30 protein-coding genes, 1 tRNA gene, 3 pseudogenes and 1 other annotated feature are annotated in these 26486 nt (G+C 63.8%); of the genes and pseudogenes, 12 read left to right on the forward strand and 22 right to left on the reverse strand.

The genetic code is table 11. The features are described 5' to 3' along the window. Nucleotide 1: 1 nt before the first annotated feature. From RH857_RS07730 to der, 6 genes are read left to right on the forward strand one after another with little or no spacing between them, the layout of a single operon-like run. Nucleotides 2-841 (forward strand): segregation and condensation protein A, encoded by an 840-nt coding sequence (locus tag RH857_RS07730; RefSeq protein WP_310537399.1) that lies wholly within the window; start codon nucleotides 2-4, stop codon nucleotides 839-841. Beyond that, nucleotides 838-1494: an SMC-Scp complex subunit ScpB gene (gene scpB, locus RH857_RS07735; RefSeq protein WP_374761135.1), complete on the forward strand. Its 657-nt coding sequence runs from the start codon at nucleotides 838-840 to the stop codon at nucleotides 1492-1494. The genes RH857_RS07730 and scpB overlap by 4 nt, the downstream gene beginning before the upstream one ends. Next, nucleotides 1491-2420, forward strand: a complete 930-nt coding sequence (locus tag RH857_RS07740; RefSeq protein ID WP_310537400.1) for a pseudouridine synthase — start codon at nucleotides 1491-1493, stop codon at nucleotides 2418-2420. Before scpB ends, RH857_RS07740 begins: the two co-directional genes overlap by 4 nt. Further along, complete coding sequence (locus RH857_RS07745; protein WP_310537401.1) at nucleotides 2417-3565, forward strand: prephenate dehydrogenase; 1149 nt, start codon at nucleotides 2417-2419, stop codon at nucleotides 3563-3565. The genes RH857_RS07740 and RH857_RS07745 overlap by 4 nt, the downstream gene beginning before the upstream one ends. Further along, nucleotides 3544-4290 carry a (d)CMP kinase gene (cmk, locus tag RH857_RS07750; RefSeq protein WP_374761136.1) on the forward strand — a complete coding sequence of 249 codons (747 nt, stop codon included), beginning with the start codon at nucleotides 3544-3546 and terminating at the stop codon, nucleotides 4288-4290. Before RH857_RS07745 ends, cmk begins: the two co-directional genes overlap by 22 nt. Continuing rightward, nucleotides 4290-5810: a ribosome biogenesis GTPase Der gene (gene der, locus RH857_RS07755; RefSeq protein ID WP_310537403.1), complete on the forward strand. Its 1521-nt coding sequence runs from the start codon at nucleotides 4290-4292 to the stop codon at nucleotides 5808-5810. Before cmk ends, der begins: the two co-directional genes overlap by 1 nt. A 171-nt stretch (nucleotides 5811-5981) precedes the next feature. Here the strand turns inward: der and RH857_RS07760 are convergent, their stop codons facing one another. From RH857_RS07760 to RH857_RS07775, 4 genes and pseudogenes are all read right to left on the reverse strand, one after another. Next, nucleotides 5982-6353 carry a DUF4383 domain-containing protein gene (locus RH857_RS07760; protein WP_310537404.1) on the reverse strand — a complete coding sequence of 124 codons (372 nt, stop codon included), beginning with the start codon at nucleotides 6351-6353 and terminating at the stop codon, nucleotides 5982-5984. 46 nt (nucleotides 6354-6399) lie between these two features. After that, a pseudogene (locus RH857_RS07765) lies at nucleotides 6400-7431 on the reverse strand (IS30 family transposase); the annotation flags it as partial. A gap of 396 nt (nucleotides 7432-7827) precedes the next feature. After that, the gene (locus tag RH857_RS07770) at nucleotides 7828-8865 is read right to left on the reverse strand and encodes a methionine synthase (RefSeq protein WP_310537405.1); all 1038 of its coding nucleotides are present in this window, start codon (nucleotides 8863-8865) and stop codon (nucleotides 7828-7830) included. Beyond that, nucleotides 8862-9866, reverse strand: a complete 1005-nt coding sequence (locus RH857_RS07775; protein WP_310537406.1) for a putative oxygenase MesX — start codon at nucleotides 9864-9866, stop codon at nucleotides 8862-8864. Before RH857_RS07775 ends, RH857_RS07770 begins: the two co-directional genes overlap by 4 nt. A gap of 179 nt (nucleotides 9867-10045) precedes the next feature. Between RH857_RS07775 and RH857_RS07780 the strand changes: the two genes are divergently transcribed. From RH857_RS07780 to RH857_RS07800, 5 genes are all read left to right on the forward strand, one after another. Beyond that, nucleotides 10046-10393, forward strand: coding sequence for a hypothetical protein (locus RH857_RS07780; protein WP_310537407.1), 348 nt, complete (start codon nucleotides 10046-10048; stop codon nucleotides 10391-10393). A 204-nt stretch (nucleotides 10394-10597) separates the two neighbouring features. Further along, entirely contained in the window at nucleotides 10598-11584 is a 987-nt protein-coding gene (locus RH857_RS07785; RefSeq protein WP_310537408.1) for an AMP-binding protein, read from the forward strand. Between the two features lie 431 nt (nucleotides 11585-12015). Continuing rightward, nucleotides 12016-12092 (forward strand) — tRNA-Pro (locus RH857_RS07790). 58 nt (nucleotides 12093-12150) lie between these two features. Continuing rightward, the gene (locus RH857_RS07795) at nucleotides 12151-12543 is read left to right on the forward strand and encodes a hypothetical protein (RefSeq protein WP_310537409.1); all 393 of its coding nucleotides are present in this window, start codon (nucleotides 12151-12153) and stop codon (nucleotides 12541-12543) included. 3 nt (nucleotides 12544-12546) lie between these two features. After that, nucleotides 12547-12735, forward strand: coding sequence for a hypothetical protein (locus RH857_RS07800; protein ID WP_310537410.1), 189 nt, complete (start codon nucleotides 12547-12549; stop codon nucleotides 12733-12735). Between the two features lie 102 nt (nucleotides 12736-12837). Here RH857_RS07800 and RH857_RS13675 read toward each other — a convergent pair. The 14 genes and pseudogenes from RH857_RS13675 to RH857_RS07875 all read right to left on the reverse strand — a co-directional run. After that, nucleotides 12838-14046: pseudogene (locus RH857_RS13675) on the reverse strand (recombinase family protein); the annotation flags it as partial. Continuing rightward, nucleotides 13994-14362, reverse strand: a complete 369-nt coding sequence (locus tag RH857_RS07815; RefSeq protein WP_310537413.1) for a hypothetical protein — start codon at nucleotides 14360-14362, stop codon at nucleotides 13994-13996. The pseudogene RH857_RS13675 and the gene RH857_RS07815, both read right to left, overlap by 53 nt. After that, nucleotides 14352-15236 carry a hypothetical protein gene (locus RH857_RS07820; RefSeq protein ID WP_310537414.1) on the reverse strand — a complete coding sequence of 295 codons (885 nt, stop codon included), beginning with the start codon at nucleotides 15234-15236 and terminating at the stop codon, nucleotides 14352-14354. The genes RH857_RS07815 and RH857_RS07820 overlap by 11 nt, the downstream gene beginning before the upstream one ends. Then, nucleotides 15236-15739, reverse strand: coding sequence for a hypothetical protein (locus tag RH857_RS07825; RefSeq protein ID WP_310537415.1), 504 nt, complete (start codon nucleotides 15737-15739; stop codon nucleotides 15236-15238). The genes RH857_RS07820 and RH857_RS07825 overlap by 1 nt, the downstream gene beginning before the upstream one ends. Before the next feature lie 20 nt (nucleotides 15740-15759). Beyond that, nucleotides 15760-16305 carry a hypothetical protein gene (locus RH857_RS07830; RefSeq protein ID WP_310537416.1) on the reverse strand — a complete coding sequence of 182 codons (546 nt, stop codon included), beginning with the start codon at nucleotides 16303-16305 and terminating at the stop codon, nucleotides 15760-15762. 19 nt (nucleotides 16306-16324) lie between these two features. After that, nucleotides 16325-16852, reverse strand: a complete 528-nt coding sequence (locus RH857_RS07835; protein ID WP_310537417.1) for a hypothetical protein — start codon at nucleotides 16850-16852, stop codon at nucleotides 16325-16327. 27 nt (nucleotides 16853-16879) lie between these two features. Beyond that, complete coding sequence (locus tag RH857_RS07840) at nucleotides 16880-17719, reverse strand: replication-relaxation family protein (protein WP_310537418.1); 840 nt, start codon at nucleotides 17717-17719, stop codon at nucleotides 16880-16882. Nucleotides 17720-17930: 211 nt separating this feature from the next. Then, on the reverse strand, nucleotides 17931-20060 hold the full coding sequence (locus tag RH857_RS07845; RefSeq protein ID WP_310537419.1) for a type IV secretory system conjugative DNA transfer family protein: 2130 nt from the start codon (nucleotides 20058-20060) through the stop codon (nucleotides 17931-17933). Nucleotides 20061-20145: 85 nt separating this feature from the next. Next, on the reverse strand, nucleotides 20146-20364 hold the full coding sequence (locus RH857_RS07850; protein WP_310537420.1) for a hypothetical protein: 219 nt from the start codon (nucleotides 20362-20364) through the stop codon (nucleotides 20146-20148). 34 nt (nucleotides 20365-20398) lie between these two features. Beyond that, the gene (locus RH857_RS07855) at nucleotides 20399-20590 is read right to left on the reverse strand and encodes a hypothetical protein (protein WP_310537421.1); all 192 of its coding nucleotides are present in this window, start codon (nucleotides 20588-20590) and stop codon (nucleotides 20399-20401) included. 11 nt (nucleotides 20591-20601) lie between these two features. Beyond that, nucleotides 20602-21273, reverse strand: coding sequence for an MT-A70 family methyltransferase (locus RH857_RS07860; RefSeq protein WP_310537422.1), 672 nt, complete (start codon nucleotides 21271-21273; stop codon nucleotides 20602-20604). 240 nt (nucleotides 21274-21513) lie between these two features. Next, nucleotides 21514-21843 (reverse strand): hypothetical protein, encoded by a 330-nt coding sequence (locus RH857_RS07865; RefSeq protein WP_310537423.1) that lies wholly within the window; start codon nucleotides 21841-21843, stop codon nucleotides 21514-21516. 6 nt (nucleotides 21844-21849) lie between these two features. Beyond that, complete coding sequence (locus tag RH857_RS07870; protein ID WP_310537424.1) at nucleotides 21850-22140, reverse strand: hypothetical protein; 291 nt, start codon at nucleotides 22138-22140, stop codon at nucleotides 21850-21852. Next, the gene (locus RH857_RS07875; RefSeq protein ID WP_310537425.1) at nucleotides 22133-22477 is read right to left on the reverse strand and encodes a hypothetical protein; all 345 of its coding nucleotides are present in this window, start codon (nucleotides 22475-22477) and stop codon (nucleotides 22133-22135) included. Before RH857_RS07875 ends, RH857_RS07870 begins: the two co-directional genes overlap by 8 nt. 167 nt (nucleotides 22478-22644) lie before the next feature. Between RH857_RS07875 and RH857_RS07880 the strand changes: the two genes are divergently transcribed. Continuing rightward, a complete protein-coding gene (locus RH857_RS07880; RefSeq protein WP_310537426.1) occupies nucleotides 22645-23646 on the forward strand; it encodes a hypothetical protein in 1002 nt (333 codons plus the stop codon). Nucleotides 23647-23832: 186 nt separating this feature from the next. Here RH857_RS07880 and RH857_RS07885 read toward each other — a convergent pair whose 3' ends face one another. From RH857_RS07885 to RH857_RS07900, 4 genes and pseudogenes are all read right to left on the reverse strand, one after another. After that, nucleotides 23833-24060, reverse strand: a complete 228-nt coding sequence (locus RH857_RS07885; RefSeq protein ID WP_374761138.1) for an IS3 family transposase — start codon at nucleotides 24058-24060, stop codon at nucleotides 23833-23835. A 22-nt stretch (nucleotides 24061-24082) separates the two neighbouring features. Beyond that, on the reverse strand, nucleotides 24083-25162 hold the full coding sequence (locus RH857_RS07890; protein WP_310537427.1) for an IS110 family RNA-guided transposase: 1080 nt from the start codon (nucleotides 25160-25162) through the stop codon (nucleotides 24083-24085). 271 nt (nucleotides 25163-25433) lie between these two features. Next, nucleotides 25434-26126: pseudogene (locus RH857_RS07895) on the reverse strand (IS3 family transposase); the annotation flags it as partial. Continuing rightward, nucleotides 26040-26168: a sequence feature (AL1L pseudoknot), on the reverse strand. (Overlaps the previous pseudogene by 87 nt.) After that, nucleotides 26129-26455 (reverse strand): transposase, encoded by a 327-nt coding sequence (locus RH857_RS07900; protein ID WP_310537429.1) that lies wholly within the window; start codon nucleotides 26453-26455, stop codon nucleotides 26129-26131. Its footprint overlaps the feature before it by 40 nt. Nucleotides 26456-26486: the final 31 nt, after the last annotated feature.

Consider the following 26486-nt stretch of genomic DNA (forward strand, 5'->3'; position numbering starts at 1 on the left):
AGTGGCCGCGGAGGCTGTCTCCGAGGTGGAGCCCGAGAGCAGCTCCGGGTTCCGCGTTTCCCTGGAGGGCTTCGACGGTCCCTTCGACCTGCTGCTGGGACTCATCGCCAAGCGCCGGATGGACGTCACCAAGGTGGCGTTGGCTGAAGTCACAGACGAGTTCCTCGCGTACGTGCGCACGCTGGAGCCCAGCCGCGCGCTGGACGAATCCTCCAACTTCGTCTTCGTGGCCGCCACTCTGCTGGACCTCAAGATCGCCCAGCTGCTGCCCGGCGCCGAAGTCGAGTCGGAGGAGGACATCGCAGCCCTCGAAGCACGGGACCTACTCTTCGCCCGGCTGCTCCAGTACCGCGCATTCAAGCAGATTGCCGAGCACATCGAGACTGCCGCCGCAGACAACGCTGGCAGGTTCCCCCGGCGAGCCGGTGAGCACCCCGACCTCGCAGGGCTGCTGCCCGAGCTGGTCTGGAACACGACCGCGGAGGACCTCAAGGCACTGGCCGAACGCGCGTTCCTGCGTCAGGAGATCGAGCCCGATCACGTCAAGCTGGAACACCTTCATGCCCATGCGGTCAATGTTCGGGAAGAGATGGTCGCCATGACCGCTCAGCTCCAAGCCAGTGGGAGGGCGAGCTTTGCGGAGCTGACGGCCCAGGCGCAGAACCGCCTGGTCGTCGTCGTGCGCTTCCTGGGGCTGCTGGAACTTTTCCGAGACCGACAGATCGACTTCACGCAAGAGAGTCCGCTGGGCGAGCTGACGGTGACATGGACCGGCGAAGCTCAGGGGGCCGACGCCGGAGCGGAGGCTGCCGCCCGACTTGAGGAGGATGACGCGACGTGAACCAGCAGGGGACCCCGGGCCGCCCGGAGGGGCAGCCCGAGCAGACGGAGCTGAACCAGGCCGGCGATGGACAGGAGCACTCCGCCGCGGGGACAAGCAGCGAGCTGGCCGCCGTGGAGGCGGTCCTGATGGTGGTCGAGGAGCCGGTGACCCCGGCCGAGCTGGCCGCGGCCGTCGACATTCCCGAGCACCGGGTGCAGGTGATCCTGGACGAGCTGAAAGCTGAGGCGGACGGGACTGCGGGCGGGCGCGAACGAGGTTATGAGCTGCGCGAGATCGCCGGAGGCTGGCGCTACTACTCGCGCCTGCGCTATGCGGAGCAGGTCTCGGCCTTTGTGCTGGGCGGACAGACCTCGCGCCTGTCCCAGGCTGCCTTGGAGACCCTCGCTGTCATCGCCTACCGCCAGCCCGTCTCGCGCTCAAGCGTTGCGGCGATTCGCGGAGTCAATGTGGACGGCGTCGTGCGTACCCTGGTCCAGCGAGGGCTGCTGGACACCGCGGGTACTGACCCCGTCACCGGCGCGACCCTCTACGTCACCACCGGTGAGTTCCTGGAACGGCTCGGACTGGACTCTCTGGAGGATCTGCCGAAGCTCTCGCCGCACCTGCCCGGCGTGGAGGACCTCGAGGAGAACGTAGAATCTTCTGCATGAGTTCTTCGGGAAAGCGCCGCGGGAAGCCTGCGGCGCCACGTGCTGCGCGTGCCGCCCGCACACCGAACCCCGGGCAGACGGGAGGTCCCTTCGCCTCGGAGAAGCCCGGGCGGCTCATCGCCGCCCAGCCCGTGCGAGCCAAGGTCCGGGCCGACGAGGCCGAGGCGAATTTCGAGGCAGTCCATCACCCGGAAGGGGTGCGCCTGCAGAAGGTCCTCGCCCAGGCGGGAGTCGCCTCCCGGCGAGTCTGCGAGGACCTCATCGCCGAAGGTCGTGTGGCCGTGGACGGCAAGGTCATTGTGGAACCCGGAGTGCGCGTGGACCCTCAGAGTGCCGTGATTCATGTGGACGGAGTGCGCGTCAACCTCGACGTCGCCCACCAGTACGTCATGCTGAACAAGCCCGCCAAGGTGATGTCCACCATGAGCGATCCAGAGGGCCGGAGGTGCCTGAGCGACTTCCTCACCGAGGACCAGCGCAGAGCACGCCTGGTCCATGTGGGACGGCTGGACTATGAGACCGAGGGCCTGCTGCTTCTGACCAACGACGGCGATCTCACCAATCGCCTCACCCACCCCTCCTACGAGGTGCCCAAAACTTACCTGGTGGAGGCCGCCGGAAACGTCAGCCGCCAGACGGTCAAGCAGCTGCTCGACGGCATCGAGCTCGAGGATGGTCCGATTGCGGCGGACACCTGCCGGATTCTCGGCACCGCACGTGGGCGCACCATGGTGGAGGTGACGCTGCACTCAGGGCGCAACCGCATCGTCCGTCGCATGTTCGACCACATCGGCCACCCCGTGAAACGACTGGTACGCACCGGAATCGGCCGCATCACCATAGGTGACCAGCCCCAGGGCACGGTCCGGGAGCTCGGCGCTCAGGAGATCGGACATCTGAAGGACCTCGCCGGAGGTGCTCCATGAGTGTGCTGTCCAACGGTCCGGTGCTGATCCGCGGCACCGGTCTGCTCGGGGCCAGCATCGGTCTGGGTCTGCGCGCTGCCGGTCACCACGTGCTGCTCTCGGATCCCTCCGGCACTGCCGAGGCCATCGCGCAGGACATCGGAGCCGGCACCAGGCTCACCGAGGACTCTCCGCATCCCGGTGTTGTGGTGGTTGCTGCGCCCCCGGAGGCTACGGCAACGGAGGTCGCCGCTGCACTGATTACCTATCCTCGGGCGGTGGTGCTGGACATCGCCTCGGTCAAAGCCCAGATTCTTCAGCAGCTGCTGGCTCAGACCGGCGACGCCCAGGCTCCGGCGGCTGCGGGACTGACTCGTGGGGACCTCACCCGGTACGTCGGCACGCACCCGATGGCCGGACGCGAGAAGTCCGGTCCTGTGGCGGCCCGCGGCGAGCTGTTCACCTCGATGCCGTGGGTTATCTGCCCAGCCACGGATCCCGAGACCGCCCAGCAGCTGAGCTCGGAGGAGGCGATCAGTACCGCCGTCGACCTGGCCCGCACTCTGGGCGCCAGCGTCCACCGTATGGATCCGGTGAAGCACGATGAGTCGGTCGCCCTGATCTCCCACTTGCCCCAGGTCGCGGCCTCTCTGGTCGCCTCGCGGCTGCAGGATGCGCCGGCCTCAGCACTGGCGCTCGCCGGCAACGGGCTGCGCGACGTCACCCGGATCGCCGCCAGCGACCCGGGTCTCTGGGTGCAGATCCTCTCGGCCAACTCGCGTCCGCTGGTGGAGATCCTCTATGAGCTGCGCGCGGATGTGGAGCGCCTGATCGGTACGCTGGAGGATCCGACCGCGCCGGGCGGACAAGCCGATATCGCTCAGCTCATCTCCGAGGGCAACAGCGGCGTGGCGCGTGTGCCGGGCAAGCACGGGGCGCCGCCGCAGTCCTTCGCGGTGGTCACCGTGATCGTCGATGACCGGCCGGGACAGATTGCCGCAGTCCTCAACGACGTCGAAAAGGCCGGCGTCAACGTCGAGGACCTGCGCATGGAGCACTCCGCCGGCCACCAGGTAGGTATGGTGGAAGTGTCCGTGCTGCCGGGTCGGCGCGACGAGCTGGCCCAAGCACTGACTGATATGGGATGGAAGGTAGTTCTTTCGTGAAAAACAGGCTGATCATTGCCGTGGACGGCCCCTCGGGCTCCGGCAAGTCCAGCGTCTGCCGCGCCGTGGCCACGCAGTTTGGGGCAGACTATCTGGACACCGGCGCCATGTACCGGGCCGCCACCTGGTACTGCCTGGACCAGCAGGTCGATCTCGACGACGAGGACGCCGTGGCGGTCGCCGTGGAAGAGCTTCCGCTGAACATCTCCACGGATCCTGAGCACCAGATCATCTGCGTCGACCAGACCGACGTGACCGAGGCCATCCGAGAGCCCCGTATCTCGGAGGCCGTCAGCGAGGTCGCTACCAACCGCAAGGCTCGGCAGCTGCTCATCAACGCCCAGCGCCGCATCATCGATGAATCCGGATTCATTGTGGCTGAAGGGCGCGACATCACCACGGTGGTGGCACCGGACGCCCAAGTGCGCGTGCTGCTCACCGCTTCCGCTGAGGCGCGCCTGCGCCGCCGCGGACTTCAGCTTGAGGCCGCCTCCGGGGCGGCAGAGACCCAGGAGGCCCTGCGCCGGCAGGTGCTCGAGCGTGACAAGAAGGACTCGAAGGCCTCCAACTTCACCGAGGCAGCAGACGGCGTCGCCGTGCTGGACTCCTCCGACCTGACTTTCGAGGAGACTGTGAACTCACTCATTACCCGCATCGACGACGTCCGCCAGGGCGCCGTGGCGCACACCCCCGCCGACGAGCACGTCACCGAGCGAGCCCTCTGATGGCCAGCGAGGAGGATTACACCCCCGCGGTGGAGGACGACAAGCTTGCCGAGCGCCTTGCCGCCATCTCTGAGGATGAGGCCGAGGCGCGCGCTGCCGCGCTGCGTGCCGGCCTGGAGGACTACGATCTGGATGACGAAGACGCCGCTCTCTTGAGTCTCCAGGACGACGACGACTTCGAGACTCCCTTTGTGCCCGCCCCACCCGCGCTGGCGATTGTGGGCCGGCCCAATGTGGGCAAGTCCACCCTGGTCAACCGCATTATCCGCTCACGCGAGGCCGTGGTGGAGGACGTTCCGGGCGTGACCCGCGACCGCGTCTCCTATGACGCCGAATGGAACGGCAAAGACTTCACGCTGGTGGACACCGGCGGTTGGGAAGCCGACGCCAAGGGAATCCACAAGAGGGTGGCCGAGCAGGCGGAGATCGCCGTGGATGAGGCTGACGCGGTGATCTTTGTGCTGGACGGTCTCGTGGGAGCAACCGCGGTGGATGAGGCCGTGGTCAAGATGCTGCGGCGCAAGAAGAAGCCCGTGCTGCTGGCGGCCAACAAGATCGACTCCTCGGCGCAGATGAGCGAGGTCTACCCCCTGTGGAACCTCGGACTGGGGGAGCCCTTCCCCATCTCAGCCCTGCACGGCACCGGCACCGGAGACCTGCTCGACGCCGCCATGAAGGCCCTGCCGGAAACCGCTCAGCATGGAGGCCTCATTCCGCTGGGCGGGCCCCGGCGTGTGGCGCTCGTGGGGCGTCCCAATGTGGGGAAGTCCTCGCTGCTGAACAAGCTCGCCGGGTCCGAACGCGTCGTCGTCGACAACGTCGCCGGTACCACGCGTGACCCCGTGGATGAGTTCATCGAACTCGGCGGAGAGCAGTGGCGCTTCGTGGACACCGCCGGCATTCGGCGTCGCCAGCACATGGCCTCGGGCTCCGAGTACTACGCCATGCTGCGTACCCAGCGCGCCCTGGACAAGGCGGAGGTCGCCGTCGTACTCCTGGCCGTGGACGAACCCGTCTCTGAGCAGGATGTCCGCATTATTCAGATGGCCGTGGACTCAGGTCGAGCCCTGGTGCTGGCCTACAACAAATGGGACCTGCTGGATGAGGAGCGCCGGTACTACCTGGAGCGTGAGATTGAACGCGATCTCGGTCATGTGGCCTGGGCGCCGCGGGTCAATGTCTCCGCGAAGACCGGCTGGCACAAGGACAAGCTCGCGCCGGCGCTGACGACCTCGCTCACCAACTGGGAGCAGCGTATCTCCACCGGGCGTCTTAACGCGTTCCTGGGCGAGCTCGTGGCAGCCCACCCGCACCCGGTGCGAGGAGGCAAGCAGCCCCGCATCCTCTTTGCGACCCAGCCCGCTTCGCGGCCGCCGAAGTTTGTTCTCTTCACCACCGGCTTCCTGGACCCGGGCTACCGCCGGTTCATCACTCGCCGGCTGCGCGAGACCTTCGACTTCACCGGTACGCCGATTGAGGTGCAGATGCGGGTGCGCGAGAAGCGCAAGCGCCGCAAATAAACCCGATACTGTCCGCACGGGCGGGGCGCAGTCACCAGACTGCGCCCCGCCCGTGCTTGTGCCGGCACAGTCCCCCGAGCCGACGGATCCCACCGGCAGAGGAACCCTGGTGACGGGGAACGCGCGCTAACCAACGCGGGGGATTAGCCGTCGCCAGGCGGGCGGAGTCCCTCAGACACGCCGGCCGGGCTGGCGACCCGGAGTGTGGGCCCGGTCGGAGTCGTCCTGCACCCGAGCGGCGGTGCGCCCGGGGATGAAGGCCACGACCAGGGCCAGAATGCCCACCACGAGGTGGAATCCGATGTCGAAGCCGGTGAACCCGGTGGGCAGGATGTCGAACAGCGTCTCGTCGGCAAAGGCGACGAGGGCCATGACCACGTACATCGCACCCACGATGCCGATGACGGCGCGCGTCGCGGCCACGGAGGCGGCGAACGCGACAATCAGCAGCGCAGCGGCGATGACCAGCCGGGTAATGTCCAGGGGCAGATCCACGTTCATGATGCCGAAGAGGTGGGCGGATTCTAGGAATCGTTGCAACAACGAGCGGTTTAACTGGTCGCCAGTATGTCTCGCATCTTCTCTGCTTCCACCCCAGAGTCTTCCTCGGCCGGCCGTTGAGCTCCTGGGCCACCAGTTCTAAGTCCTCCCGGCCATGGACGGAAAGATCGGTGCCCTTGGGGAAGTACTGGCGCAGCAGCCCGTTGGTGTTCTCATTCGAGCCCCTCTGCCACGGCGATGCCGGGTCACAGAAATAGATCGGAAGATCGGCCTCAACGCTGATCTTGTGATGCTGGGCCATCTCAACACCCTGGTCCCAGGTCAACGACCCACGCAGCTGCTGGGGCAACGTCTTCATCCGCTCAGTCAGTGCGGTCGCCACAGTCTCGGCAGTGTGGTCCCCAGGCAGGTGGCAGAGCATCACGAACGGGGTATGACGCTCCACCAGAGTCGCGATCGCTGAGGTATTGCCAGCGCCCATGATCAAGTCGCCTTCCCAGTGGCCGGGCACGGCTCGATCCTCGACCTCAGCAGGACGGTCACTGATCATGATCATCTGCTCACCCAGCACCCGGGGTCTGCGCTGCTCACCGGTGGGTCGGCGGCGGGCTCGGCCGGTGCGCAGCGCGGACTGGACTTCTCTTTTCAGCCCGCCGCGGGCCTGTAGGTAGAGAGCCTGGTAGATCGTCTCGTGGCACACACGCATCTCCTGATCAGCTGGGAAGTCCTCTGCCAGCATGGTGCTGATCTGTTCAGGCGACCAACGTATCCGAATCTTGTCCTGGACATAGTCGAAGAGCCTGGTGCCAGGGATGAGTTTCCGCGGCTTGGTCCTGGGCCGGCGGGCGATGGTTTTCTGATGCGCCCGATAGGGGCGATAGACCCCGCTGTGGCTGTTGCGAGCGATCTCACGAGTGATCGTGGAACGAGCCCGCCCCAGCTGGGCGGCGATCCTTGCTGGTGGTGTTCCTACAGCATGCTCATCAGCGATGAGCATGCGCTCGTCTAGGCTCAGGTACCGGCGATGGACCCCAGGAGCAGCCGAGTCAGCAATTTGCATCATTCTGCCTTTATAACCAGCAGAAGCGATTTCTTTCTCCCACCGCAACGAGGCTGCCATGCTCACCACTGCAGCTTCGGCGGCAACAGTGCGCGGCTTCCCCTGCAGGCGTAGCCGGTGATATTCCTCCCGGCCTGGATGAGCAGGCCGACCCGTGCTGGCATAGTCCAGGCCAGCATCTCTGGCCCATAGACGCAGAGTCTCACGCGAGATGCCCACCTCCTGACTGAGGTGAGTGCGGTTGGCCCCTGCGGCGAGGCGTTTGAGTACTTCGGTCTTCGCCTCGGACGAGTAGCCGCGGCCCTGTCCTCGTTCTCGTTCAAACACGTTGCAGCTCCTGAAATCATCAGGTTGTTGCAACGTTCACTAAAGCCCAAGGCACGTTTTCGCGCTCAAAGCGACCAAAACGCCAGAGTCACCCGGCATCTGGTCGCGGGCTGAGACCGACGGCCGCCCTCAGCGGGATCCCGCCGCAAGCTCCTGCCGGATGATCTCGGCGCCAGCGCTCAGGGCCTCCAACTTGCCCCGCGCGACCTCCCGGGCCAGCGGGGTCATGCCGCAGTTGGTGGAGGGCCAGAGCTTGTCGGCGTCGACGTACTGCAGTGCCGTGCGCAGCGTGGCGGCCACCTCCTCCGGGGTCTCGACGGCGGTGCTCGCCACGTCGATCGCCCCCACCATCAGCGTCTTACCGCGGACCAGCTCCATCAGCTCCGCGGGGACGTGGGAGTTGTGGCATTCCAGCGAGATGATGTCCAGGCTGGAGCGCTGCAGCTTGGGGAAGATCTCCTCATACTGGCGCCACTCCGAGCCCAGGGTCCTCTTCCAGCTTGTGTTGGCCTCGATGCCGTAGCCGTAGCAGATGTGTACCGCGGTCTCGCACTCCAGCCCTTCGGCGGCCCGCTCCAGGGCGGCGACGCCCCATTCCTTCACCTCGTCGAAGAAGACGTTGAAGGCAGGCTCGTCGAACTGGACGATGTCCACGCCCGCGGCAGCCAGCTCCTTGGCCTCCTGGTTGAGGATCTCGGCGAACTTCCAGGCGAGATCCGCCCGGCTGCCGTAGTGGTCGTCGTAGAGGGTGTCGACCATGGTCATCGGGCCGGGAAGCGCCCATTTGATGGGAGCGTCGGTGTGCTGACGCAGGTTCTCGGCATCGGCGACGAAGACCGGGCCCCTGCGCGTCACCTCGTCGACCACCACCGGCACGGAGGCGTCGTAGCGGTCGCGGATCCGCACCGTCTTCCGGTTCTCGAAGTCCACTCCGTCGAGGTGCTCGATGAAGGTGGTGACGAAGTGCTGCCGGGTCTGCTCACCGTCGCTGACCACGTCGATGCCGGCTTCCAGCTGATCCGCCAGGGAGAGGCGCAGAGCGTCCCTCCGGCCCTCTGCCAGCTCCTGACCTCCGAGCTTCCACGGGGACCAGAGGGTCTCAGGCTGCGCCAGCCAGGAGGGCTTGGGCAGGCTTCCGGCGGTGGAGGTGGGGAGCAGCTTGTTCATGAGGTCTCTCCCTGGGATGGGTGGTGGTGATCCGAGAAGCGGGCAGACCACTGCTCGAGCTTCTCATGGTGCGGCGCGATGAGCGCCTCCTGGGCGAATCTGCCCTGCTCCACGCCGAGGCGGGAGCGCTCCTCCCTGTCATAGACGATCCCGGTGGGCGTGTAGTCGGCATGGTCGAGGCTGGGCCGGTAGGACTGGCCGGCGGGAGTGTTCGCGCTGTAGATCTCCGGACGGTAGATCTTCTGGAAGGTCTCCATCGTGCTGATCGTGGCGATGAGCTCCAGATCGGTGTAGTCCTCGGTGAGGTCGCCCAGGAAGTAGAAGGCCAGCGGGGCGGCGCTGCCCGGCGGCATGAAGTACCGGACCCGCATCCCCATCTTCCCGAAGTACTCATCGGTCAGCGAGTAGTCGTCCTGCTGGTATTCGACGCCGAGGACGGGGTGGCTGTTCTCGGTCCGGTGGTAGGTCCTGCTGCTGGAGACGCTGATGCAGATGACCGGCGGCTTGCCGAAGTGCTGCGTGTAGCCCTCGGACTGCAGGAAGCCCTTGAAGAGGTTTCCGTGCAGCACCCCGAAGTCCTCGGGGAGGCCGGAGTCCGGGTGGTTCTGGGCGTGCTCGCGCAGCCGCATGCTGAAGTCGTAGTCCCGCACGTAGGAGGAGAAGTTGTTGCCCACGATGCCCTCGGTCCGCTGCCCAAGACGTCGGTCAACGATGCCGGTCTGCAGCATCTCGATTAGGGGGAAGGACTCCAGGCCGCCGTCGCCCTCGAGATCGATGTTCACCGAGATGATGTCGAGCTCGACCGAGCAGCGGCCGCCCTCCTCATCGCCGGCCAGCGCGTTGAAGCGATCGTCGATCATCTGCAGGGCCCGGCGCAGATTCTCCCGCCGGCCCTCACCCCGGGCGAGGTTGGCGAAGTTGGTGGTCAGGCGGGTGTCACCCAGAGGCTTGTAGTCTTCGTCGAACCGGGTCTTCTCGATGGAGAACGTCAGATCTGTCATCTGGACTCCACCAGCCGGACGGTGTGATCGTGCACGGACAAGCGTGCGCCCCTTTCCGAGATGATGAACAATCCGCGACGTGGCAGGATATCTTCACTTGAACGCTAATCGCCGGAGCAACCGCGCGCAAATCAGGGCGGGGACCTCGACGCCGGCGCCCCCTCAGAAGCAGGAACCAGATGGTCAACCGCTGCGGCTCGCCGTGGGAGATCGTGGACGTGGCCGCGCTCATGCTCGCGACCTTCATCGGTTGTGCGTGCCTGGCATGGACCCTGACCCGGCCCGGGGTCCACAACGCCGCCGTCGCCGCCCGGAACCTGGAGCAGCTGGAGGACCTGCTGGGCTGCTTCAGGCTGAGCCTGGCCGGGGAGGACCTCGCCCTCATCGACAGGGCCAGCCGTCCGGGTATCATCTACCCGCACTGGCATCAGGCGGATATGGCCGGCGAACGGCTCAGCCCCGCCGATGAGGACATCATCGGGACCATCCGCGACCAGGTAGCCGAGCGCTTCGGCGCCCGCTCCTGAGCGCCGCGGCCGGCGGGCGGGAGACTCCGGACGGTTAGACTCTCCGCGTGAACTCATGGGTCCCCGAGGCGCTGGCCGCCCTGCACGGCGCACTCTCCGGAGAGTCCCCGCCGCTGGAGTTCCTCCCTGCTGAGGAAGGCGCCCCCCCGCTGGACGGAGCGGACCGAGGTCCAGGCTCTCAGAGAGACCGCGCCCGCCGTCGTCGTGCGCACCTCCGGCTCCACCGGGACTCCGAAGGAGACGCTGCTCTCGGCCGGGAACCTGCAGTCCTCCGCTGAGGCCACGGCTGAGGCCCTCGGCGGGCACGGACAGTGGCTGCTGACCCTGCAGCCCAGCTACGTGGCGGGGCTGGCGGTGCTCAGCCGCTCCCTGCTGGCCGGGACGAGTCCGGCCGTCCTGCTGGAGCGGACCACCGATCCTGAAGCCTTCGCCGCGGCGGCCGAACAGCTGACCCATGAACGCCGCTACGTCTCTCTGGTGCCCACCCAGCTGCAGCGGCTGATCCAGCACGACGGCGCCCGCCTGCTCGCAGCCCTGCGCCGCTTCGACGCGATCCTGCTGGGCGGCGGGGCGACCTCCCCGGAGCTCTTCGGCCGGGCGCAGGAGTTGGGCCTGAAGGTCATCCGCACCTACGGCATGTCCGAGACCGCCGGGGGCTGCGTTTATGACGGCCGCCCGCTCGCCGGAGTCACCGTGGAGACCGATCAGACCGGCGCTGTGCTGATCTCCGGGCCCATGGTCGCCCAGGGATACCTGGACCCAGCGCTCACCGCCGACCGCTTCAGCACCGACGCCCAGGGCCGGCGCAGGTACCGCACCGACGACCTCGGCCGGCTCGGTCCCGGCGGCACCCTCTCCATCACCGGCCGCGCCGATGACGTCATCAACACCGGCGGGATCAAAGTCTCCGCGGAGAGGGTCCGCCAGGTCCTGGAGGCCGACCCGCAGGTGGACGAGGCCTTCGTGGCCGGCGTCGGGCACCCCGAATGGGGGCAGCAGGTGGTGGCCGCCGTCGTCGTCTCCGGGGGCGATGGTCCCGGGTCGTTGGATGCCGAGCAGCTCCGGGGCAGGGTGCGCGCCGAGCTGGGGCCGGCCGCGGTCCCGAAACGGATCACCACGCTGCCCGCACTCCCCCGGTTGACCAACGGCAAGCCGGACCGGCAGAGGCTCCTGACCCTCCTTCGGCGTTGACTCCGGCGTTCTGGTCGTTATGACGCAGTTTTTCTGCTCGTCTTCGATGAACAGCCCAACGATGCCGAGCAGTCCGACGAACGCACCGAGGATGATGGCGATCAGGCGGTGCAGATGCATGAGCAGCTTCCTTCCGTGAGAGGCCTTCTTCATGACACGACCGGTCGGCCGATGGGGTCACCAAACGGTCCGCTCGCCCGTGCGGTCTACCCCTCAGGTGCCGAAAAACCCCAGGTCAGACCCGTGTTCGTGAATGGGGGTGTGATCCCCGGAAACTCTCAAGGAAGCCTCTGTTTCTTATCAGAAGACCACCAGGTAGTGCTCGTATTCTTCGTCCGGACACTGCCGGTTCGCCGATTACGGGTTTCGGTCAGGATTCATGTAGACTTTTCTGGTGCTTCCGCCGGGGTTCCGGTTCGGCAGCACGACAACGGGCTATAGCGCAGCTTGGTAGCGCGCTCGTCTGGGGGACGAGAGGTCGTGGGTTCAAATCCCGCTAGCCCGACCACGACTCGATTACTCAAACAGGAGACTGAACGGTCTCGAGTCACGGGGGTCACCGCTGAGTGCTTAGACACACGAAACCCGCCAGATCCAATGGATCCGGCGGGTTTTTCGATTCTCGGGCCGGAGGCCGTGAGGTCGCTTGTTCCCTGGGGTTCCTCGGCAGTGCCTTCTGTAACCTGCGTGGTGGTGGTTTCGCTGACGATGTCTCGCGCTTCGTCGCTGAAGATGATGTCCATCGGTGGCTCGAGTTGGTACTCGATGCTGTGGTTTCCGATCTCGTCCTCGTGGACGATGATTCGGCTGAAGAACAGCATATTCAGTTCACGCTTCAGCTTGTCTGGCGCGTAACGGTAAGCCTGGCCCGCATTCTCTGCGAGGTCCATTGCCAGCCGGATCAGTTCCTCACCCTGCTCGAAGTCCGCACTGATTGCCTCGAGCCGTTGCTTGGTTGAGGTGTGCTCGCGCTGGAGGCGCTTCTGCTCCTCGCGCAGGATGTCTACAGGCGACTCGTCGTCGTAGTGCATCTCCAGCAACTTGCGTTGCTTGCGCTCGATGTCGCTGATCTTTCGGGCCAGCTGTTCACGTTCTTCGTGGGTGTCCTTCTGGATCTCTCGCAGCCCGTCCTGAAGCACTGTCTCCATTGACTGCCGATATTCATGGCTGAACCGGATGCGTTCGTGGAGTCGGGTGATTTCATCTTCTAGCCAGTCGACGGGGACAAAGCGCATCTTGCAGTCATTGCGCTTACCGTGCCGCCCAGCGCAGGCAAAGTAGTCATAAGGCACCCCACGGCCGTTCTTCACCTTCTGCAGGATGAGCCGCTCACCGCACTGGCAGAACACGACCGACTTCAGGTGGTGGTCATGGACCCGGTCACGCTGGCCGACTCTGTCCCGGGTCTCCAGGATGCGCTGGACCTCTTCGAAGGTCTCGTCGTCGATCAGCGGCTCGTGGTTGCCCGGATAGGTGATGCCGTTGTAATTGACTCTCCCGGTGTAATACGGGTTCTTCAGCATGCTCTGGAAGGTGGTCAACCCCAGGGCCTGGGAGGGACGCTGCTTGGTGGGCCTGGTGGTGAACCCGCGGTCGGTCATCTCCTTCAGCAACGCAGTGGTGGTCCAGCGTCCGGTGGCGAATTCCTTGAACGAGGCGGTGACGTAGTGTGCCCGGTCGGGGTCCACGATGACAGTGGCTTCCTCGTAGCCTCCGCGGATGATTCGCTGGTTGAGGTAGCCGATGGGCGCGATTGTGGGTGTGCCGCCCTGTTCGACTTTTTGCTTCATGCCCTTGATGACCTCGTTAGCGAGGTTGCGGCTGTAGAACTCAGCGATTGAGCTCATGATGCCGTGCAGCAGCATGCCGCCTGGGGTCTGGTCGATGTTCTCGCTGGTGGAGATGAGCCGGACGCCGAGTTCTTCGAATCGGGCGTTGAGGATGGCGTCGTCTCGGCGTGATCGGGCGAGACGGTCTACTTTGTGCACGATGACGTAGTCGATCTGCTGGGCCTCTTCTTCGAGGTATTTGAGCATCTCCTGGAGTGCGGGTCGTTTGGTGCTGGTGCCGGAGACGCCGCGTTCGACGAACTCCTTGACGACCTCAGCACCGAGGCTGCGAGCCTTCTTCTTATTGGCATCCCTCTGCGCCGGGATGGAGAAGCCTTCTTCACGTCCTCCGCGTTGGGCCTGTTCCCGGGTTGAAACGCGCAGATAGGATACGGCCCGCTTCGGAGTGAGCCCCTGTGCCAGTGCGGCAAAAGGATCCACCGGGGCCTGTGGTTGGGTATGTAGGTTGCTCATACTTCCATTGACGCTCACTTGCCCCGAAGAGTCGAGCGTTTTCAGGTTTTCCTCAGCGGACTTATCCACAGCCTCCCCGGTAGGTGGGTGCCGCTCGTTGTGCTGGCTACCCATAGCGGCCTCCGGTGCTGTCGGGGATGAACAGATAGATCTGTCCATCGCTGTGCCAGATGACCTCGTAGATGGTCTCGATGTGCTCCCATAGGTCAGCCTCGCTGTGTTTTTCCAGGTGCTCGGGGCTGAGGATGGACTCAATGGCCTCACGTTTGCTCTGGTAGGTGCCGTAGTAGCGGGCCAGGAAGTCATTGACCATCTCGTCCACATGCTGCTGCGGATCCATCTCATCCAGGTAGGCCTCGAACGCCTCACCCTGGTCAGATACTGCCGCCTCGAGCCCATCGTGCATGGTGCACAGGTAATCCAGCAGCGGATCTTGCTCCTCGAAGCCTGTCTGGTATTCGTAGTTACTTGGCATGGCGGTCCTCCCATTCCCCGGTGCTGTTGCGGCCGACTTCTCCAGTGGCCGCTTCATGGCGCAAGAAGAGGTGGACAGCGCGTCCGGCCCACACCATCTCGTAGAGCTCCGCCATCTCCTGGCGCAACAGCGGATCGTCCCGGTCATAGCCTCGGTACGCAGCGATCTCATGAATAAACTGGTGCGGATGCGGCCTGCTACCGATGTACTCAGCATCCATGCGCTTCCGGTAATCATCCGCTAGGACATCAACACTTGGGCGGCGTAGGTGTGCCGAGGCGACGTAGAAGCGCTCGTCCAACAGCTCGGCTGCCCGGTTCGCCGCGAGTTCTGCTATCTCTTCGGCGTCTTCTCCGGGTTCAGGTGTGCGGTAGTGACAGGCAAGCGCTGGAACACCGCGGGACGGGTTCTGCGTAATGACGTGGTCCATGTCATCGAAGCTGTTGCGGACTCTCGGGAGGAAGTCGGCGTAGCCTTCTTCTGCCAGGATCCAGTTGCCCAACCAGTTGGCAGCCTCCCGAGTCTCCGGGTAGATGTTCCTGCGGTCCAGTACGTAGCAGAGTTCCTCGCGTACTGACCCCGGCAACAGTCCTCGGTTATGGGCCAGATCCGCCAGACGGGACTCATGGTCTGCCACGGCGGTGCTGAGTAGCTGCGCGATGGCCTTAGCGTCATCATCTGCCAGGGGTCGAGCCTCCTGATGGGCTTGGAGGCAGACGCCCATCATGGTCCGGACAATGTCGATAGATCCCTGGTCGGGTTTCTCGTCGCTGACTGGCCCCATGTGCTCGACGACCTGAGCGCGGATGCGCTGGGCCTTCTCCGTCCGGTGCCACGGGGTCGGTGGACGTTCGTGGTTATGTGGCCGTTCCATTACCGCACCTCCTCGCTCTGACCGTCACTGTCAGCCAGCGCTTCGGCATCGGCCTGGGCCGTGTGAGTAGGCGTTTCGAAGGCGTGGACGCGTCCATCCAGCGGGATCAGCTCGGTATCGGCCAGCAGGTCATTTTTGACGGCCTCTTCGTCGAGCTTCACCCAGTCCTCGGGGATGCGTAGTTCCAGGGCCAGGTTGTCCAGGTGGGCGCGCAGATCGATGTTGCCCAGCCGGTAGTCAATGAAGTGCTCGACATCGTCGAAGCTGCCCTCGTACTGGCTGAGGAAGCCCGGCTCCCAGGCGTCAGGATCGTCCCCGCTGTCAGGGTGCAGGATCCAGGCCAGCATTGGGGTGCCGTACTGCTGGTGTAGCAGCTTGGCGTGCTCCCGGGCAGCCTCGTCCTGGATGACGTCGAACAGCGTCTCGGGGATGCGGCCGGGGTCGGTTAGTTCGTGTTGCTCCTCGGGTTCGAGGTGTTGGTTGCAGGTGAGTTTCTCGTACATGGTTTTTCCTCCTTTCAGGGTTATTTCTCGTAGACGTGCCATTGGCGGACTCCGGGCACGATGTCCCAGGTCTCGGTGATGTGCTGCCAGATGCGGCGACGGTCGACCTTGACCAGCACCGCCCGGCCTAGTGCGGGGTTATCGGCGATGGTCCCGTCAATGGCTTGTTGCAGTTCTGCGATGCCGCCAAGGGTCTGGAGTACTTCTTCGCGGGAGTTGTAGCTGGTGATGTAGTGCTCGCGGAAGCGGTTCTCAATGGCAGGGTCGTTGGCGTCGACGTCTGGCAGGCTGGCGTAGGCGGAGAACGCTTCGCCGTAGCTGGCGATGAGCTCATCCAGGTACGGGGCTTCTTCTTCGGACAGGTCGCTGCCGCGGACCTCGAGTCGGTGTTCTAGTTCCGGTTCAGGGTGCGGCTGCCAGTCCGGCAGGTCCTCGCCGGGCTCCCGTGGTGCGGTGTAGCCGGAGCCGTTTTGCTGCTCAGGCGGATCCGCTGGGATAGCGGTGCGGGGATCCCGCTGACCGTGGTGGTCGTAGCTGCTATTTGGTTGGTGTTCGTGGTGGCGCATAGGTCACCTCCTTTCACGGTTATTTGGTGTATTGGTGCAGGCGGCCGTCGAGCTCGACGATGTCCCACCCTTCAGTGATGAGTCCGTTGACGGCCTGGTAGTCCCAGTGCAGGAATCCGGGTGGGATGGCTTCAGCGTGGATGAGGCGGTCGAGTTCTTCCTGCCAGCCCAGGGCCTGGATATGTGCTCGGGCGAGCTGGTCGTAGTCGTTGAAGCTGCCGAGATAGCAAGACAGGAATTGCTGTTCCAGATCGATGCCGCCACCGGTCAGGTCGACGTCGTCGAGGGTCAGGAAGGCGGCGAAGGCGGTGCCGTACTTGGCGTGCAGGTCGTGGATCTCGTCCTGGACCTCGGAATTATAGGTCGACTGAGCTGTTCGCTCTGCGATCTCGCTGGTGCGGGTCTCGTCCAGTAGCTCGTAGATATCCGGGGTCTCGAGTTCAGGGTTGAACTGCTCGATGGTCAGCAGTGCATCTATGTCCAACTCGGGGTCGGCGTACCGGCTGTAGCCCTCGGGCTGCTGGGGTTGGTGTTCGTGATGGTGCATAGGTCACCTCCTTTCATGTGGTGGTTGTTATTGACGCTTGCCTTTGGGCGGTGGGGCGAGTCCGGTGCGGATTGTGTCCGGCAGATCGCCCATGGTGGTGACCAAGAACATCTCGGCGATCAGCTTCTGGTCATTGCCCTTGGCGGCGGGAGCGGTGTGCTCTCCCAAGTAGCGCAGGAGTTGGTCGGCGCGTTTGGCGTTGGGGCAGATCCAGATCACGACTGGAAACACTCCGACACTCTGCTGCTCAAGTCCAGAGCGGTAGTAGGCGTCGTAGCGCCAGCACTGCCGGATGATCCGCCCAGGGTTCTCGGTGGCCCGGTCGACCTCCAGGAAGGCGTAATACTCCCGTTCTCTGGCCCGTGCGTAGAGGTGCAGGTCTGGTTTTAGGGTGACCTTCTGCCCGTAGGGGCCGAGGTGGTCACGCCAGGCTGCCGGTTCGCCGGTGAGCTCCAAGGCATGGAGCCCGTCCTGGCGAGCGAGCTCGGTCAGGAGGACGCGGGTCTCGGTGACAGCCAGCGTGTGGGCGATGAATTCGGCTGAGCGTTCGGTCTTACGCGGTCGTTTACGCTTGCCGGTGACCGCACTATTGCCTTTGGATGTCGCGGTCCAGATCTTTGGACCGGAGCCGCGTTTACGCCCGCCAATGACCTGGGGCATCTGGAGCAGGTAGCCGTGCTCGACCAGGCGGTTCAAATGAATTGGTGTCCGTCGCGTGGCGGTGGCCAGGTTCTTGTACCTGCGTGCTGTCAGCCGAGCCAGCTGGTTGGTTGTTGCGAACTGATTCTCGACGATTCTCTTCAATAATTCGCCGTAGAGCGGATAGCCCAGCGGGTCCGGAAGCTGCTGCGTGTTCGGGGCAGTCATGACCGGGTCTCCAGGGATCTGCTGCTTGCCGGGTGGGCCGAGCGCGGGGCTGGATGATCACCCCTGTAAAGGGGGTGAGTCATCGGCAGGTCTCTGCCAAAGTGCCCATGTTTACGCCGATGTGGGCAGGTGTTCATGATCTCGGGATGACTGCCGAGATGACTTGCCCACATCTGGAGGCTGTGGCATTTCTGGCGTCGAATCAGGCAGGTCATGAGGCGGCCCTCCCGCCAAACCCAGCCTCCGTTTTCGTATTTCGACGCGCCTTCGTCTTGCTCCCTGTGCGCTGCTTCTGCGCGGCGGACACCTCATCTACTGGGACGGCGTAGTTCTCCTGCGCGGTGGCGGCGACCTCAGCTGGGTCTGAGACAGATTGTGGGGCTGGACTGAGTTGGATGGTCATCCAGGGGGTTTGGCGGCCGCGGTGCATCAGCTGGGCTTGGGCGTGGTAGGCCGGTAACTGCTCGTAGTCGGCTGGTTCCAGTCCACCGAAGGTCTTGGCTATCGTGCGGGCGTCTTTGCCCGAGAGCGGCAGATAGATACGGTTGCGGGCATTGGAGAGCACGGCTTCGGCAACCTTGGGTGTGAACTGGTTCAGGTGCTGATTCGCCAGGTGCATGGCGACGCCGAGGCTGCGGGCTTGGGCGAGGATGTCGGTGAGGTCGCTGGCTGCACCGAGTCCGGAGATGAAGTCGTGGGCTTCATCGATATGCAAGCTGATGACGTGGCGGCGTTCCCGGGGCAGTTTTTGCCGGGTCAGGGTGTGCTGCCAGAGCATCCCGATCAGCAGGTTGCCCAGTAGCCGGGCAGGCTCTGCCCCGATGACCCCTTTGTTGAGGTTCACGATGAGGATCTTCCGGCTGGTGAAGACCTCTCGCAGATCGAACCGCGGTTCAGACTGGCCGAGAATCGCTCGTAGGGAGGGGCGTAGCTGAATCGGGTGCAGGCGACGTAGTACTGGGGCAATAGCCTCTTGTTGTTTGGCCGGAGTCATGGCTTCGAACTGCTGCCAGAACTCCAGCCCGGAGTCGTCTGCGACCTGGGTCAAAATCTGGCGGCGGAAACCGGGGTCGGTCAATAGTGGGATGACATCTAGCAGCGTGGAGCCAGGTACCCGGACCAGGGTGTGGATGGCCGTACTGAGGGTTTGCCGTACCCCCACGCCCCAGGGGCGGGCATCCAGACCTTCAAACACGGCCAGGAGATGATCTGCGGTCTGGGCTTCCATACCGCGCGGAGCCTGTAATGGATTGAGCCCGACGACGGTGTCAGCCGTGGCATCCAGGACCACCACATCCGAGTGTCGGTCTGCGGGGATGTGGGCCAGGATGTCATCGGCCAAGTCGCCCTTGGGGTCCAGGACGACCACGCTGGCTCCTACGGCCATGTCGTGAGCGATGAGGTTGAGCATGGCAGTGCTCTTACCGACACCGGTTGGGCCAAGCAGGTGCGAGTGGTACGCCGCGTCCTGGAGGCTGTAGCCGATCTTCACCTTCTCGAATCCAGGCGCGGCAGAGACTCCGAGCGTGCGCTCTGTTGGCGGGAGCGTAGCCGATGGTGGGGCCAGTTGCGGGTGTCCGCTGCCATATACCGGGAGCTCTCCGTCACCGACCGGCCAGCCCGCCACGGAGGCGGCTTCGCCGCTGGAAAGGCGCAGGGGCCAGCGCCACCCTCGGCGCAGGGTCAGAATGCGTTTCGGCGGTAGGTTCTTCAGTCGCAAGGTGGTGCTGGCGGTTTCGAGGACTTTCAGGGCGTCGCGGACCTGGGAGATCAGGTGCCGGGCGCGGCTGATTGTCGAGGCACTCGCCCCGATGCGCAGACTGGAATCGAAGCCGTGCTGTTCGCGCCGGTGGCGCAGATTCGGTGACTTCTCCCGGCCAGAGGGTCGTTCTGGGTGCATGAGCACGCGGAAGAACTCCGCCCAGGTATCCGGAAATGGGATCGGTGGCGAGTGCCGGTGACCCAGCAGTAATTGGATGGTGAGCTCATCCTCGGCGCGGAGGGTGCCGAGCACGGTATAGAGGTTCTTGGCTGCCTGTTCGATCCGGGATGGATCCAGGTGTGCTCGGGTGCCACGGAGTCGGACGGACACCGCCAGCTGTGGCTCCCGGCGCACCCGTGACCGAGCGCGGGTCTGTACTGGTAGGTGCGCCCGAACCAGGCTGTCGAGGTCGGCGATGCGCGGCTTACCAGCAGCCATGTACCAGCGCAGCGACGGTGTGGCTTCTTTCTCGCCCCGGGCGCGGATCTCAAAGCCGATCTGTCCGAGGTTTGAGGACGAGGCCAAGTGCTCCATGCAGCTGCCTGCCTGCAGCGGTGTGACCGCTTGGGTGAAGATCATCTCCCGTAATACCGGGACACCGGGACTTGGAGGCTTGATCGATGACGACTTCGTGGTCGACTTCGCAGCGGAGTGCTGTTTTGGGTTAGATGCTGGGCTCTTCGTCATAGTCGCCTCCTTTCTCGGTGTCCTTCGGCGTTGAATCGGTGGTGTGCTCCAGGTGGTGCATCGCGATGCGCAGTAGCGTCATGGCGTGCCGGTCCTGGTCGATCTGTCTGTGCCACACCGGGGTTACTCGGTGCTTCGGCTGGGCTCGTCCTGGTGGTCGTCCGCGTGGACGACCTGCCGGTTTACGCGGGCTCATGATCGGCCTCCTGTACGGTGGCCTGCGGTGGTGTTCACCAGGTGCTTCTGGCTCTGTGCCAGGCCACCAGCGCCCATACGAGGGCGACGATGAGGGCGGCTGCGGTGATCCAGATCCAGTAGGTCTTGATCAGCTCGATGGCCAGCACGATGGCGATCGCGGCGACGAGCACGCGTAGGCAGGCGTTCAGCAGCCTCGAGGTCACGGAGGATGGCTTGTCGGTCATGGGCTCTCCACCTACTCATCGCTGTTCTCCTGGCCCGCTGGCAGCAGGCGCTGCCCGGTGGGCTGGTCATCAAAATCAGACGGCACCGGGTAGCCGAACCGGGCCAGTGAAATCGTGCTCTGGCATTCCAGACCCCATATGTCCCAATGGGCCGTGGTCGGGGCCTCTCGCCTGGCGAAGAGCTCCAAGCGCGGAATATCCGGATCCCCAAGATTGCGATCGCACACCAGATGCATTTCCTCAGGCTTGTGGCTGTGATCCTGACGGGGCCAGAATGCCCAGTTCGGCTGGCTCCGGAATGCAGGCTTCGGCTTACCGCGTTTGCCGACAATGCACCATTCGGCCGCCGTGCGTGGGAAGTCACCCATACCCATCTGGCTGCGCACCCAGCTAAAGGGGCGGTGCCAGCGGAAACCCCAGGCAGGCAGAACTTCCTGGATGGCCAGCGGAATGGCCGCATCCGTCACCCAGAGCATCAGCCAGGCGTCATCGGCGGCAATGTGTTTTACGGCGTCACCCATGGCCACGATCTGCTCGTTGTCCATGAGGGGGTAGTGCGTAGCGGCAGACAGGCGACTGGTGCCCTGTCCGGGCTTCCACGGCGGATCCGCCAGGATCAGCCGAAACGTGCCGGGCTTCGGCGTTCCATCTGGTTCGTTGTGCTGGTGGTGGTTGTGCTGCATTTTGGCAAACTCCTTCTAAGGTCATGAGGGTTGGTATCTAAATCCCCAGGTCAGCGGCAGATAGGCCGGGTCGGGTCTTGCCTCTTAGTAAGACGGAACTGGTCAAGAATTCCTAGAGCACTTGAGCCAGATGGGCCGGTCGAAACGTCTCGGGCTACCAGAGGTAGAGGCCGAAAAATGTGTCGCGGTCTACCTGTAGCGTCAAAAACACAACATTCGAGGGGAAGAAGAAGCGCCGCCTCATTCGGCGACGTTCCTCCACCCTTGTCCAGCGGCCTCGTGCATGGCCATCCGGGTCTGGCGGTGGATCTTGTCTTGCTCGGCCTTGGCGGCCAAGTACTCCGCTACCAGACGCTGCTTGGAGGTCATGACCGGGACTTCCGGGCGTGGGCGACGGTGCTGGATCCAGTCCAGTGAATCCTCGACCACCACCTCGGACTCCGTGGGGGCCGGGGCCTCCGGGCTGAAGTGCTGACGAAGGTACTCCAGCAGCATCCTCAGCCCGGAGGCGGCACCGATCACCAGCACCGTGGCCAGCACGGCGATGATGAACAAATCAGCGGCAGTCATGACCGGCTACTCTCCGAACCGCATAATGCCGCGCCGGAACTTCTCGGCCGCCGCCATCTCGATCTCCGCCAGCACGGGGGCAAGCTCCGGATTCTGCTGCTGATGGTGGAGCCGGGTTTTGTCGATATCTGCCATCAGGTCCATGCCGTTGACGGCTAAGGCGGCAGTGGCGTCCTGTTCCAGTTTGGCCAGGCGGGCTTCGTGTTTGACCCGGTCAACGGCCTGGTCGTATTTCCGCGATTCCTGGCTCCGGGAGAGCGCCCGTCCGCTACTGCTCCACTTCTCAAGCTCACTCATGGTGATCACCTCCCTCCGCGGCGTTACTGGAGGGGTGACGCTGCATATCCTCGCGGCGCTTGGCCTGATGGCGGCGCAACCGATCCAGAATCTCATTGCAGACTGGCACCACATCCTGGCGGATAAAGCGGTCGAGTTCTTCGCGGGCGTCCCGGGTGGCGCTGGAGAACTCCACGGTGGCCACTTCGTTGACGTCTGCCATGCGGGAGATGAGCTTGTTGTAGCTCTCCTCGAAGTCGGCGTGGGCCTCCAGCAGATCCGTCAGACGCTGGAACCCAAGGTGGGCGTATCCCGCCTCATGGGGATCGCCGGTGTACGGACTCTCAGGTGTATACATGGTGCTGCTCCTTGAAGCATCGATTTGATCTGACACTTCAAGCCTGAAGTCCCCGGTTCAGGAGCACTACGACAATCTCTCCGCACCGTTGCGGAAGATTTGCGGGACCACGCCCAGGGCTGTCCCTGGCATAGGATCAGGATCAGCACCCAGAGGAGGCCGGATCCGTGAACCCGACGCGTGAGCAGATCATCCGCGACCTCAACGTGCTCTCGACAGGTCCTGGACTCAACGAAGACCACATGATCGGCCAAGCTCGGCACATCCCCTATATGGACCAGGTCGAGCACCAAATGCAGGTTGAGGGTGTTGGAGAGGATGAGCGCGGTCGCGTGGCCGAAGAATTCGTCATCTGCACAATCGACACAGCTCCACGCATTCCCGATGATGATCGCGAGATCCTCCGCATAGTGCTCAATATTGGACACCGAGGGCGGACCAAAAATGAGCGCAAAGAGATGCTGGCGAGCTTTCTCAACCTCTCCGTGCGAACTCTGGAGAGGCGCGGTGACATACGAGTTGCCTTTGGTCGCCTTGCCCGTGCGCTCAAAATGATGAGCCACTGGCCATGTGGTAGCAATCCCTATACTGACGAGCTACGCGAGAAAACACTCAACGTGAGCTATCGGCAAGTGGATCTGGCCGTGCAGAATGCATCTGCGCATATGTCGGAGACTGAGGCCGCCCAGTGGTTCATCGAGCACCTACAGGAGCGGTATGTGAAGGCGCTGCGCGAGTTCGCAGCCAACTTCGGCTCTACTCCAGATGCTCTACGTTCTGCGCTTGAGGCGATATTGGATAGCGGTGAGTACTCGCGCTTGATCAAGCAGTACGACATTCGCGAGCCTGTGTTGAACGAGTTCTACACCCATCAGCTCGTCAGAGCAATTACCGGGCATCGCTACTGGCTCCGGCGCAGCTTCCTGGACTACCTCGAAGAGTCGATACAGCTCAATCGAGAGCATATCCTCATGGATGCTTGGCGGGCTCATGATGTCCAAAAGCGGTGGCAGGATGCTGAGCGCACGTTCCGGAACACCGTGGCAATCCTTCTAGATATCGCAGACCAGATCGAGAGCGATGACCGCTGGCCCGACGTCAAGGCATCTGCGGAAACGGAGGCTACTGACGACGATGGCGATGCAGAAGCAGTGACGGATTCCGAATAACCGCGCCCTCGATGCGGAACATCACCTTTTATGCTTGTTGAATAAAAGTGCGTAAATCCGCTTGACTCGGTTTATTAGGTATATATAATCATAAGCAGAATATGAATACAATAGAATATAGAAAAGCAGGCGTACGCCGACATCTCCGCACTCTCGTAGGTGGGGGTATGAATCGCCCCGGGTTTGTTAGAGGCTCGCAAGTGCCGCGTCGGCGGGTGCCGGTGCGGGGTGGTTGTGATGGTAGGTGTCCTCGAGCTCGACGGGCGGGATCATGCCGATCTCGCCGTGAAGTCGCCGGTGATTGAACCAGTCGATGTATTCCGCGGTCGCGATCTCGAGGTCGTCGATGTTCTTCCAGGGCCCGCGGTTGCGGACCAGTTCAGCCTTGAACAGCGAGTTGAAGGCCTCGGCCAGGGCATTGACGCTCCTATATCTGTCAAATAGCCACTCGGGATACCTCCGCGGTCTCGGGGCGTGCTTTGATGAGGTGGTAGACCTCTCGGATGACGTAGCGTTTCAGGCAGCGGATGATGTCGCGTTTGGACTTGCCTTCAGCGGTGCGGCGGGCCACATAGGCCTTGGTGGGCTCGTGGTGCTGCATGCGTACGATGACTGTCCTGTAGATCGCGGAGTTCAGCTGTCGGTGTCCGCCGTGGTTGATCCTGTGCTTACCGCTGGTCATCCCTGATCCGGTGGGCACCGGGCTGATGCCGGCGAGTTTCGCGAACGCGGCCTCGCTCTTGATGCGCTCCGGGTTGTCTCCAGCGACGATGAGGATCTCGGCGGCGGTGTCGATGCCGATACCGAATCGCTCCAACAGTGCAGGGCACTGAGCCGTGACCAGTCCGGCGATCATCTCTGCGACTTCTTTAATCTCGGAGTTCATAGTCAGCCACCGCTTGGCCAGGGTGCGCAGGCAGTGCCGCAGAGCATCTTCCGGGGTGGATAGGCTCCGGGGACGCAGTGCAGCCAGGTGTCGGGCCAGCTTGATCTGGGTCATCCGGTTAGTGGTGGCCCGCAGTTCGTCATCGCCGTGGACGAGCATTCCTTTGAGGATCACCATAGCTGCTGAGCGGTCACGCACCGCGGTGTCATGGACGACCTTCAGCTGCCGGATCATCTCCACGACGCCATCAGCGGTCTTCGGGGTCGCTGTGGCCAACCCTGAGAGTGCCGCTCGTGCGGCATTCTCGGCATCGAGGGTGTCGGATTTGCCGTTCATCCGGCGCATCCGCCGATCTGGCCTTCCGGCCTCGACGACTGTGTGCCCGTTCCGGCGCAGGAACGAAGTCAGAGTGGCCCCGTAAGAGCCGGTGCCTTCGATGCCGAAGACCAGGACCTTCCCGAAGGATTCTGCCCAGGTCAGTAACTGCTTGAACCCGCCGGTATCGGTGCTGATGGTCAACGTCGCGAGAATCCCGGCGATGGAGTCCATCACTGCGGCGACGTGGATGTGTTTGTGGGTATCGACGCCGATGACGACGTACCCGGATCTGATTTCAGACTCTGTGCCCATAGTGCTGGTGCTCCTTGCCGGCATAGTGTGAACGTTGCACACTGTCGTCGGCCAGGCGGACAGGACTGTCACGAGGACGCTTCGTTGACTTGCTTGGCTCCAGGCTCCTATTAGGTCACTCCTGGTCGGCGGCAGCGTGTTCTTGCCTGCCCGGCCGGAAGCTCGACAGTACAACGCCAAGGCACCATCAGGGGCCAATCATAAGCAAGGGTCAGAACACTCCGACCGGGACTCCCCGATTCTTGCGGAACCCGGTAGAAATAGACTGACAGTCATACGAGTCGCCGGTGGAGCCGACCGAGGCGGCCGCGCCGGCCTCAGCAAGACGCTCGGTGTAGCGGATGGCGACGTACTGAACTCCCTTATCGCTGTGGTGCGTGAGCCCGGAGACGGCCTGGCCTGCGTGATCGCGGGTCCAGATGCCCATCTCGAGCGCGTCCAACGCGAGGTCCGTCCGCAGCGACTTCGACAGCTGCCAGCCGACCACGCGGCGGGAGAACACATCGATGACGAACGCGGCATACACCCAGCCGGCGAAGGTGCGGCAGTAGGTGATGTCCGCGACCCACAACTGGTTCGGAGCGGTCGCGGTGAAGTCACGTTCGACCAGGTCAGGACGATTATCCGGGCCACGACCGGAGATCGTGGTGCGCGGGCCCTTGGCCCGGCTGACCCCTCGCAACCCCGCGCCGCGCATGAGCCGCTCGGCCGTGCAACGCGCGATGACGACGCCCTCGCGGCGCAGCTGGGCATGGACCTTCTTCGCCCCGTAGACGCCGAAGTTCGCCGCATGGACGCGGTGGATCTCGACCAGCAGTTCCTCGTCGCGTAGTGCTCGCTTCGAGGGTGGGCGGGTCTTGAAGGCGTAGTAGGTGCTCGGCGCGATCTGCGTGCCTGCTGCGGTGAGCGTGCGGCAGATCGGCTCGACGCCGAACTCATGCCTGTACTGGTCGATGTACTCCACGATCAACGCTGTGGGCGGTCGAGCTCCGCCGCGAACAAAGCCGAGGCCGACCGCAAGATCGAGTTCGCCCGGCGCAGCTCACGCACTTCCTTCTCCAGCTCGACCAGGCGCTGGGACTCGCTGGTCGTGGTCCCGGGACGGTGCCCCTCGTCAACCTCGGCCTGCACGACCCAGTTCCTCAGAGTCTCAGGATTGATCCCGAGCTGCTCGCCCACACGGCGAAACGTTCCCGACCTCGTCGATGGATCGCGCCGTGACTGAACTGCCATCCTCGTGGCTCTCTCCCGAAGCTCGTCGGGGTACTTCCTCGGTGCTGCCATGCTCCTCATCCTTCCGTGGATTCAGAGCCTCCACCAGACC

Origin of the sequence: Nesterenkonia flava (genome assembly GCF_031432335.1) — a bacterium.
Classification (GTDB): Bacteria; Actinomycetota; Actinomycetes; order Actinomycetales; family Micrococcaceae; genus Nesterenkonia; species Nesterenkonia flava.

Excerpts from the sequence above, each read along its gene's own strand:
- RH857_RS07740 (WP_310537400.1), top strand. The coding sequence starts at position 1,491 with ATGAGTTCTTCGGGAAAGCGCCGCGGGAAGCCTGCGGCGCCACGTGCT.
- RH857_RS07745 (WP_310537401.1), top strand. The coding sequence starts at position 2,417 with ATGAGTGTGCTGTCCAACGGTCCGGTGCTGATCCGCGGCACCGGTCTG.
- cmk (WP_374761136.1), top strand. The coding sequence starts at position 3,544 with ATGGAAGGTAGTTCTTTCGTGAAAAACAGGCTGATCATTGCCGTGGAC.
- der (WP_310537403.1), top strand. The coding sequence starts at position 4,290 with ATGGCCAGCGAGGAGGATTACACCCCCGCGGTGGAGGACGACAAGCTT.
- RH857_RS07770 (WP_310537405.1), bottom strand. The coding sequence starts at position 8,865 with ATGAACAAGCTGCTCCCCACCTCCACCGCCGGAAGCCTGCCCAAGCCC.
- RH857_RS07775 (WP_310537406.1), bottom strand. The coding sequence starts at position 9,866 with ATGACAGATCTGACGTTCTCCATCGAGAAGACCCGGTTCGACGAAGAC.
- RH857_RS07780 (WP_310537407.1), top strand. The coding sequence starts at position 10,046 with ATGGTCAACCGCTGCGGCTCGCCGTGGGAGATCGTGGACGTGGCCGCG.
- RH857_RS07815 (WP_310537413.1), bottom strand. The coding sequence starts at position 14,362 with ATGCCAAGTAACTACGAATACCAGACAGGCTTCGAGGAGCAAGATCCG.
- RH857_RS07820 (WP_310537414.1), bottom strand. The coding sequence starts at position 15,236 with ATGGAACGGCCACATAACCACGAACGTCCACCGACCCCGTGGCACCGG.
- RH857_RS07825 (WP_310537415.1), bottom strand. The coding sequence starts at position 15,739 with ATGTACGAGAAACTCACCTGCAACCAACACCTCGAACCCGAGGAGCAA.
- RH857_RS07830 (WP_310537416.1), bottom strand. The coding sequence starts at position 16,305 with ATGCGCCACCACGAACACCAACCAAATAGCAGCTACGACCACCACGGT.
- RH857_RS07835 (WP_310537417.1), bottom strand. The coding sequence starts at position 16,852 with ATGCACCATCACGAACACCAACCCCAGCAGCCCGAGGGCTACAGCCGG.
- RH857_RS07840 (WP_310537418.1), bottom strand. The coding sequence starts at position 17,719 with ATGACTGCCCCGAACACGCAGCAGCTTCCGGACCCGCTGGGCTATCCG.
- RH857_RS07845 (WP_310537419.1), bottom strand. The coding sequence starts at position 20,060 with ATGATCTTCACCCAAGCGGTCACACCGCTGCAGGCAGGCAGCTGCATG.
- RH857_RS07850 (WP_310537420.1), bottom strand. The coding sequence starts at position 20,364 with ATGAGCCCGCGTAAACCGGCAGGTCGTCCACGCGGACGACCACCAGGA.
- RH857_RS07855 (WP_310537421.1), bottom strand. The coding sequence starts at position 20,590 with ATGACCGACAAGCCATCCTCCGTGACCTCGAGGCTGCTGAACGCCTGC.
- RH857_RS07860 (WP_310537422.1), bottom strand. The coding sequence starts at position 21,273 with ATGCAGCACAACCACCACCAGCACAACGAACCAGATGGAACGCCGAAG.
- RH857_RS07865 (WP_310537423.1), bottom strand. The coding sequence starts at position 21,843 with ATGACTGCCGCTGATTTGTTCATCATCGCCGTGCTGGCCACGGTGCTG.
- RH857_RS07870 (WP_310537424.1), bottom strand. The coding sequence starts at position 22,140 with ATGAGTGAGCTTGAGAAGTGGAGCAGTAGCGGACGGGCGCTCTCCCGG.
- RH857_RS07875 (WP_310537425.1), bottom strand. The coding sequence starts at position 22,477 with ATGTATACACCTGAGAGTCCGTACACCGGCGATCCCCATGAGGCGGGA.
- RH857_RS07890 (WP_310537427.1), bottom strand. The coding sequence starts at position 25,162 with ATGGGCACAGAGTCTGAAATCAGATCCGGGTACGTCGTCATCGGCGTC.
- RH857_RS07900 (WP_310537429.1), bottom strand. The coding sequence starts at position 26,455 with ATGAGGAGCATGGCAGCACCGAGGAAGTACCCCGACGAGCTTCGGGAG.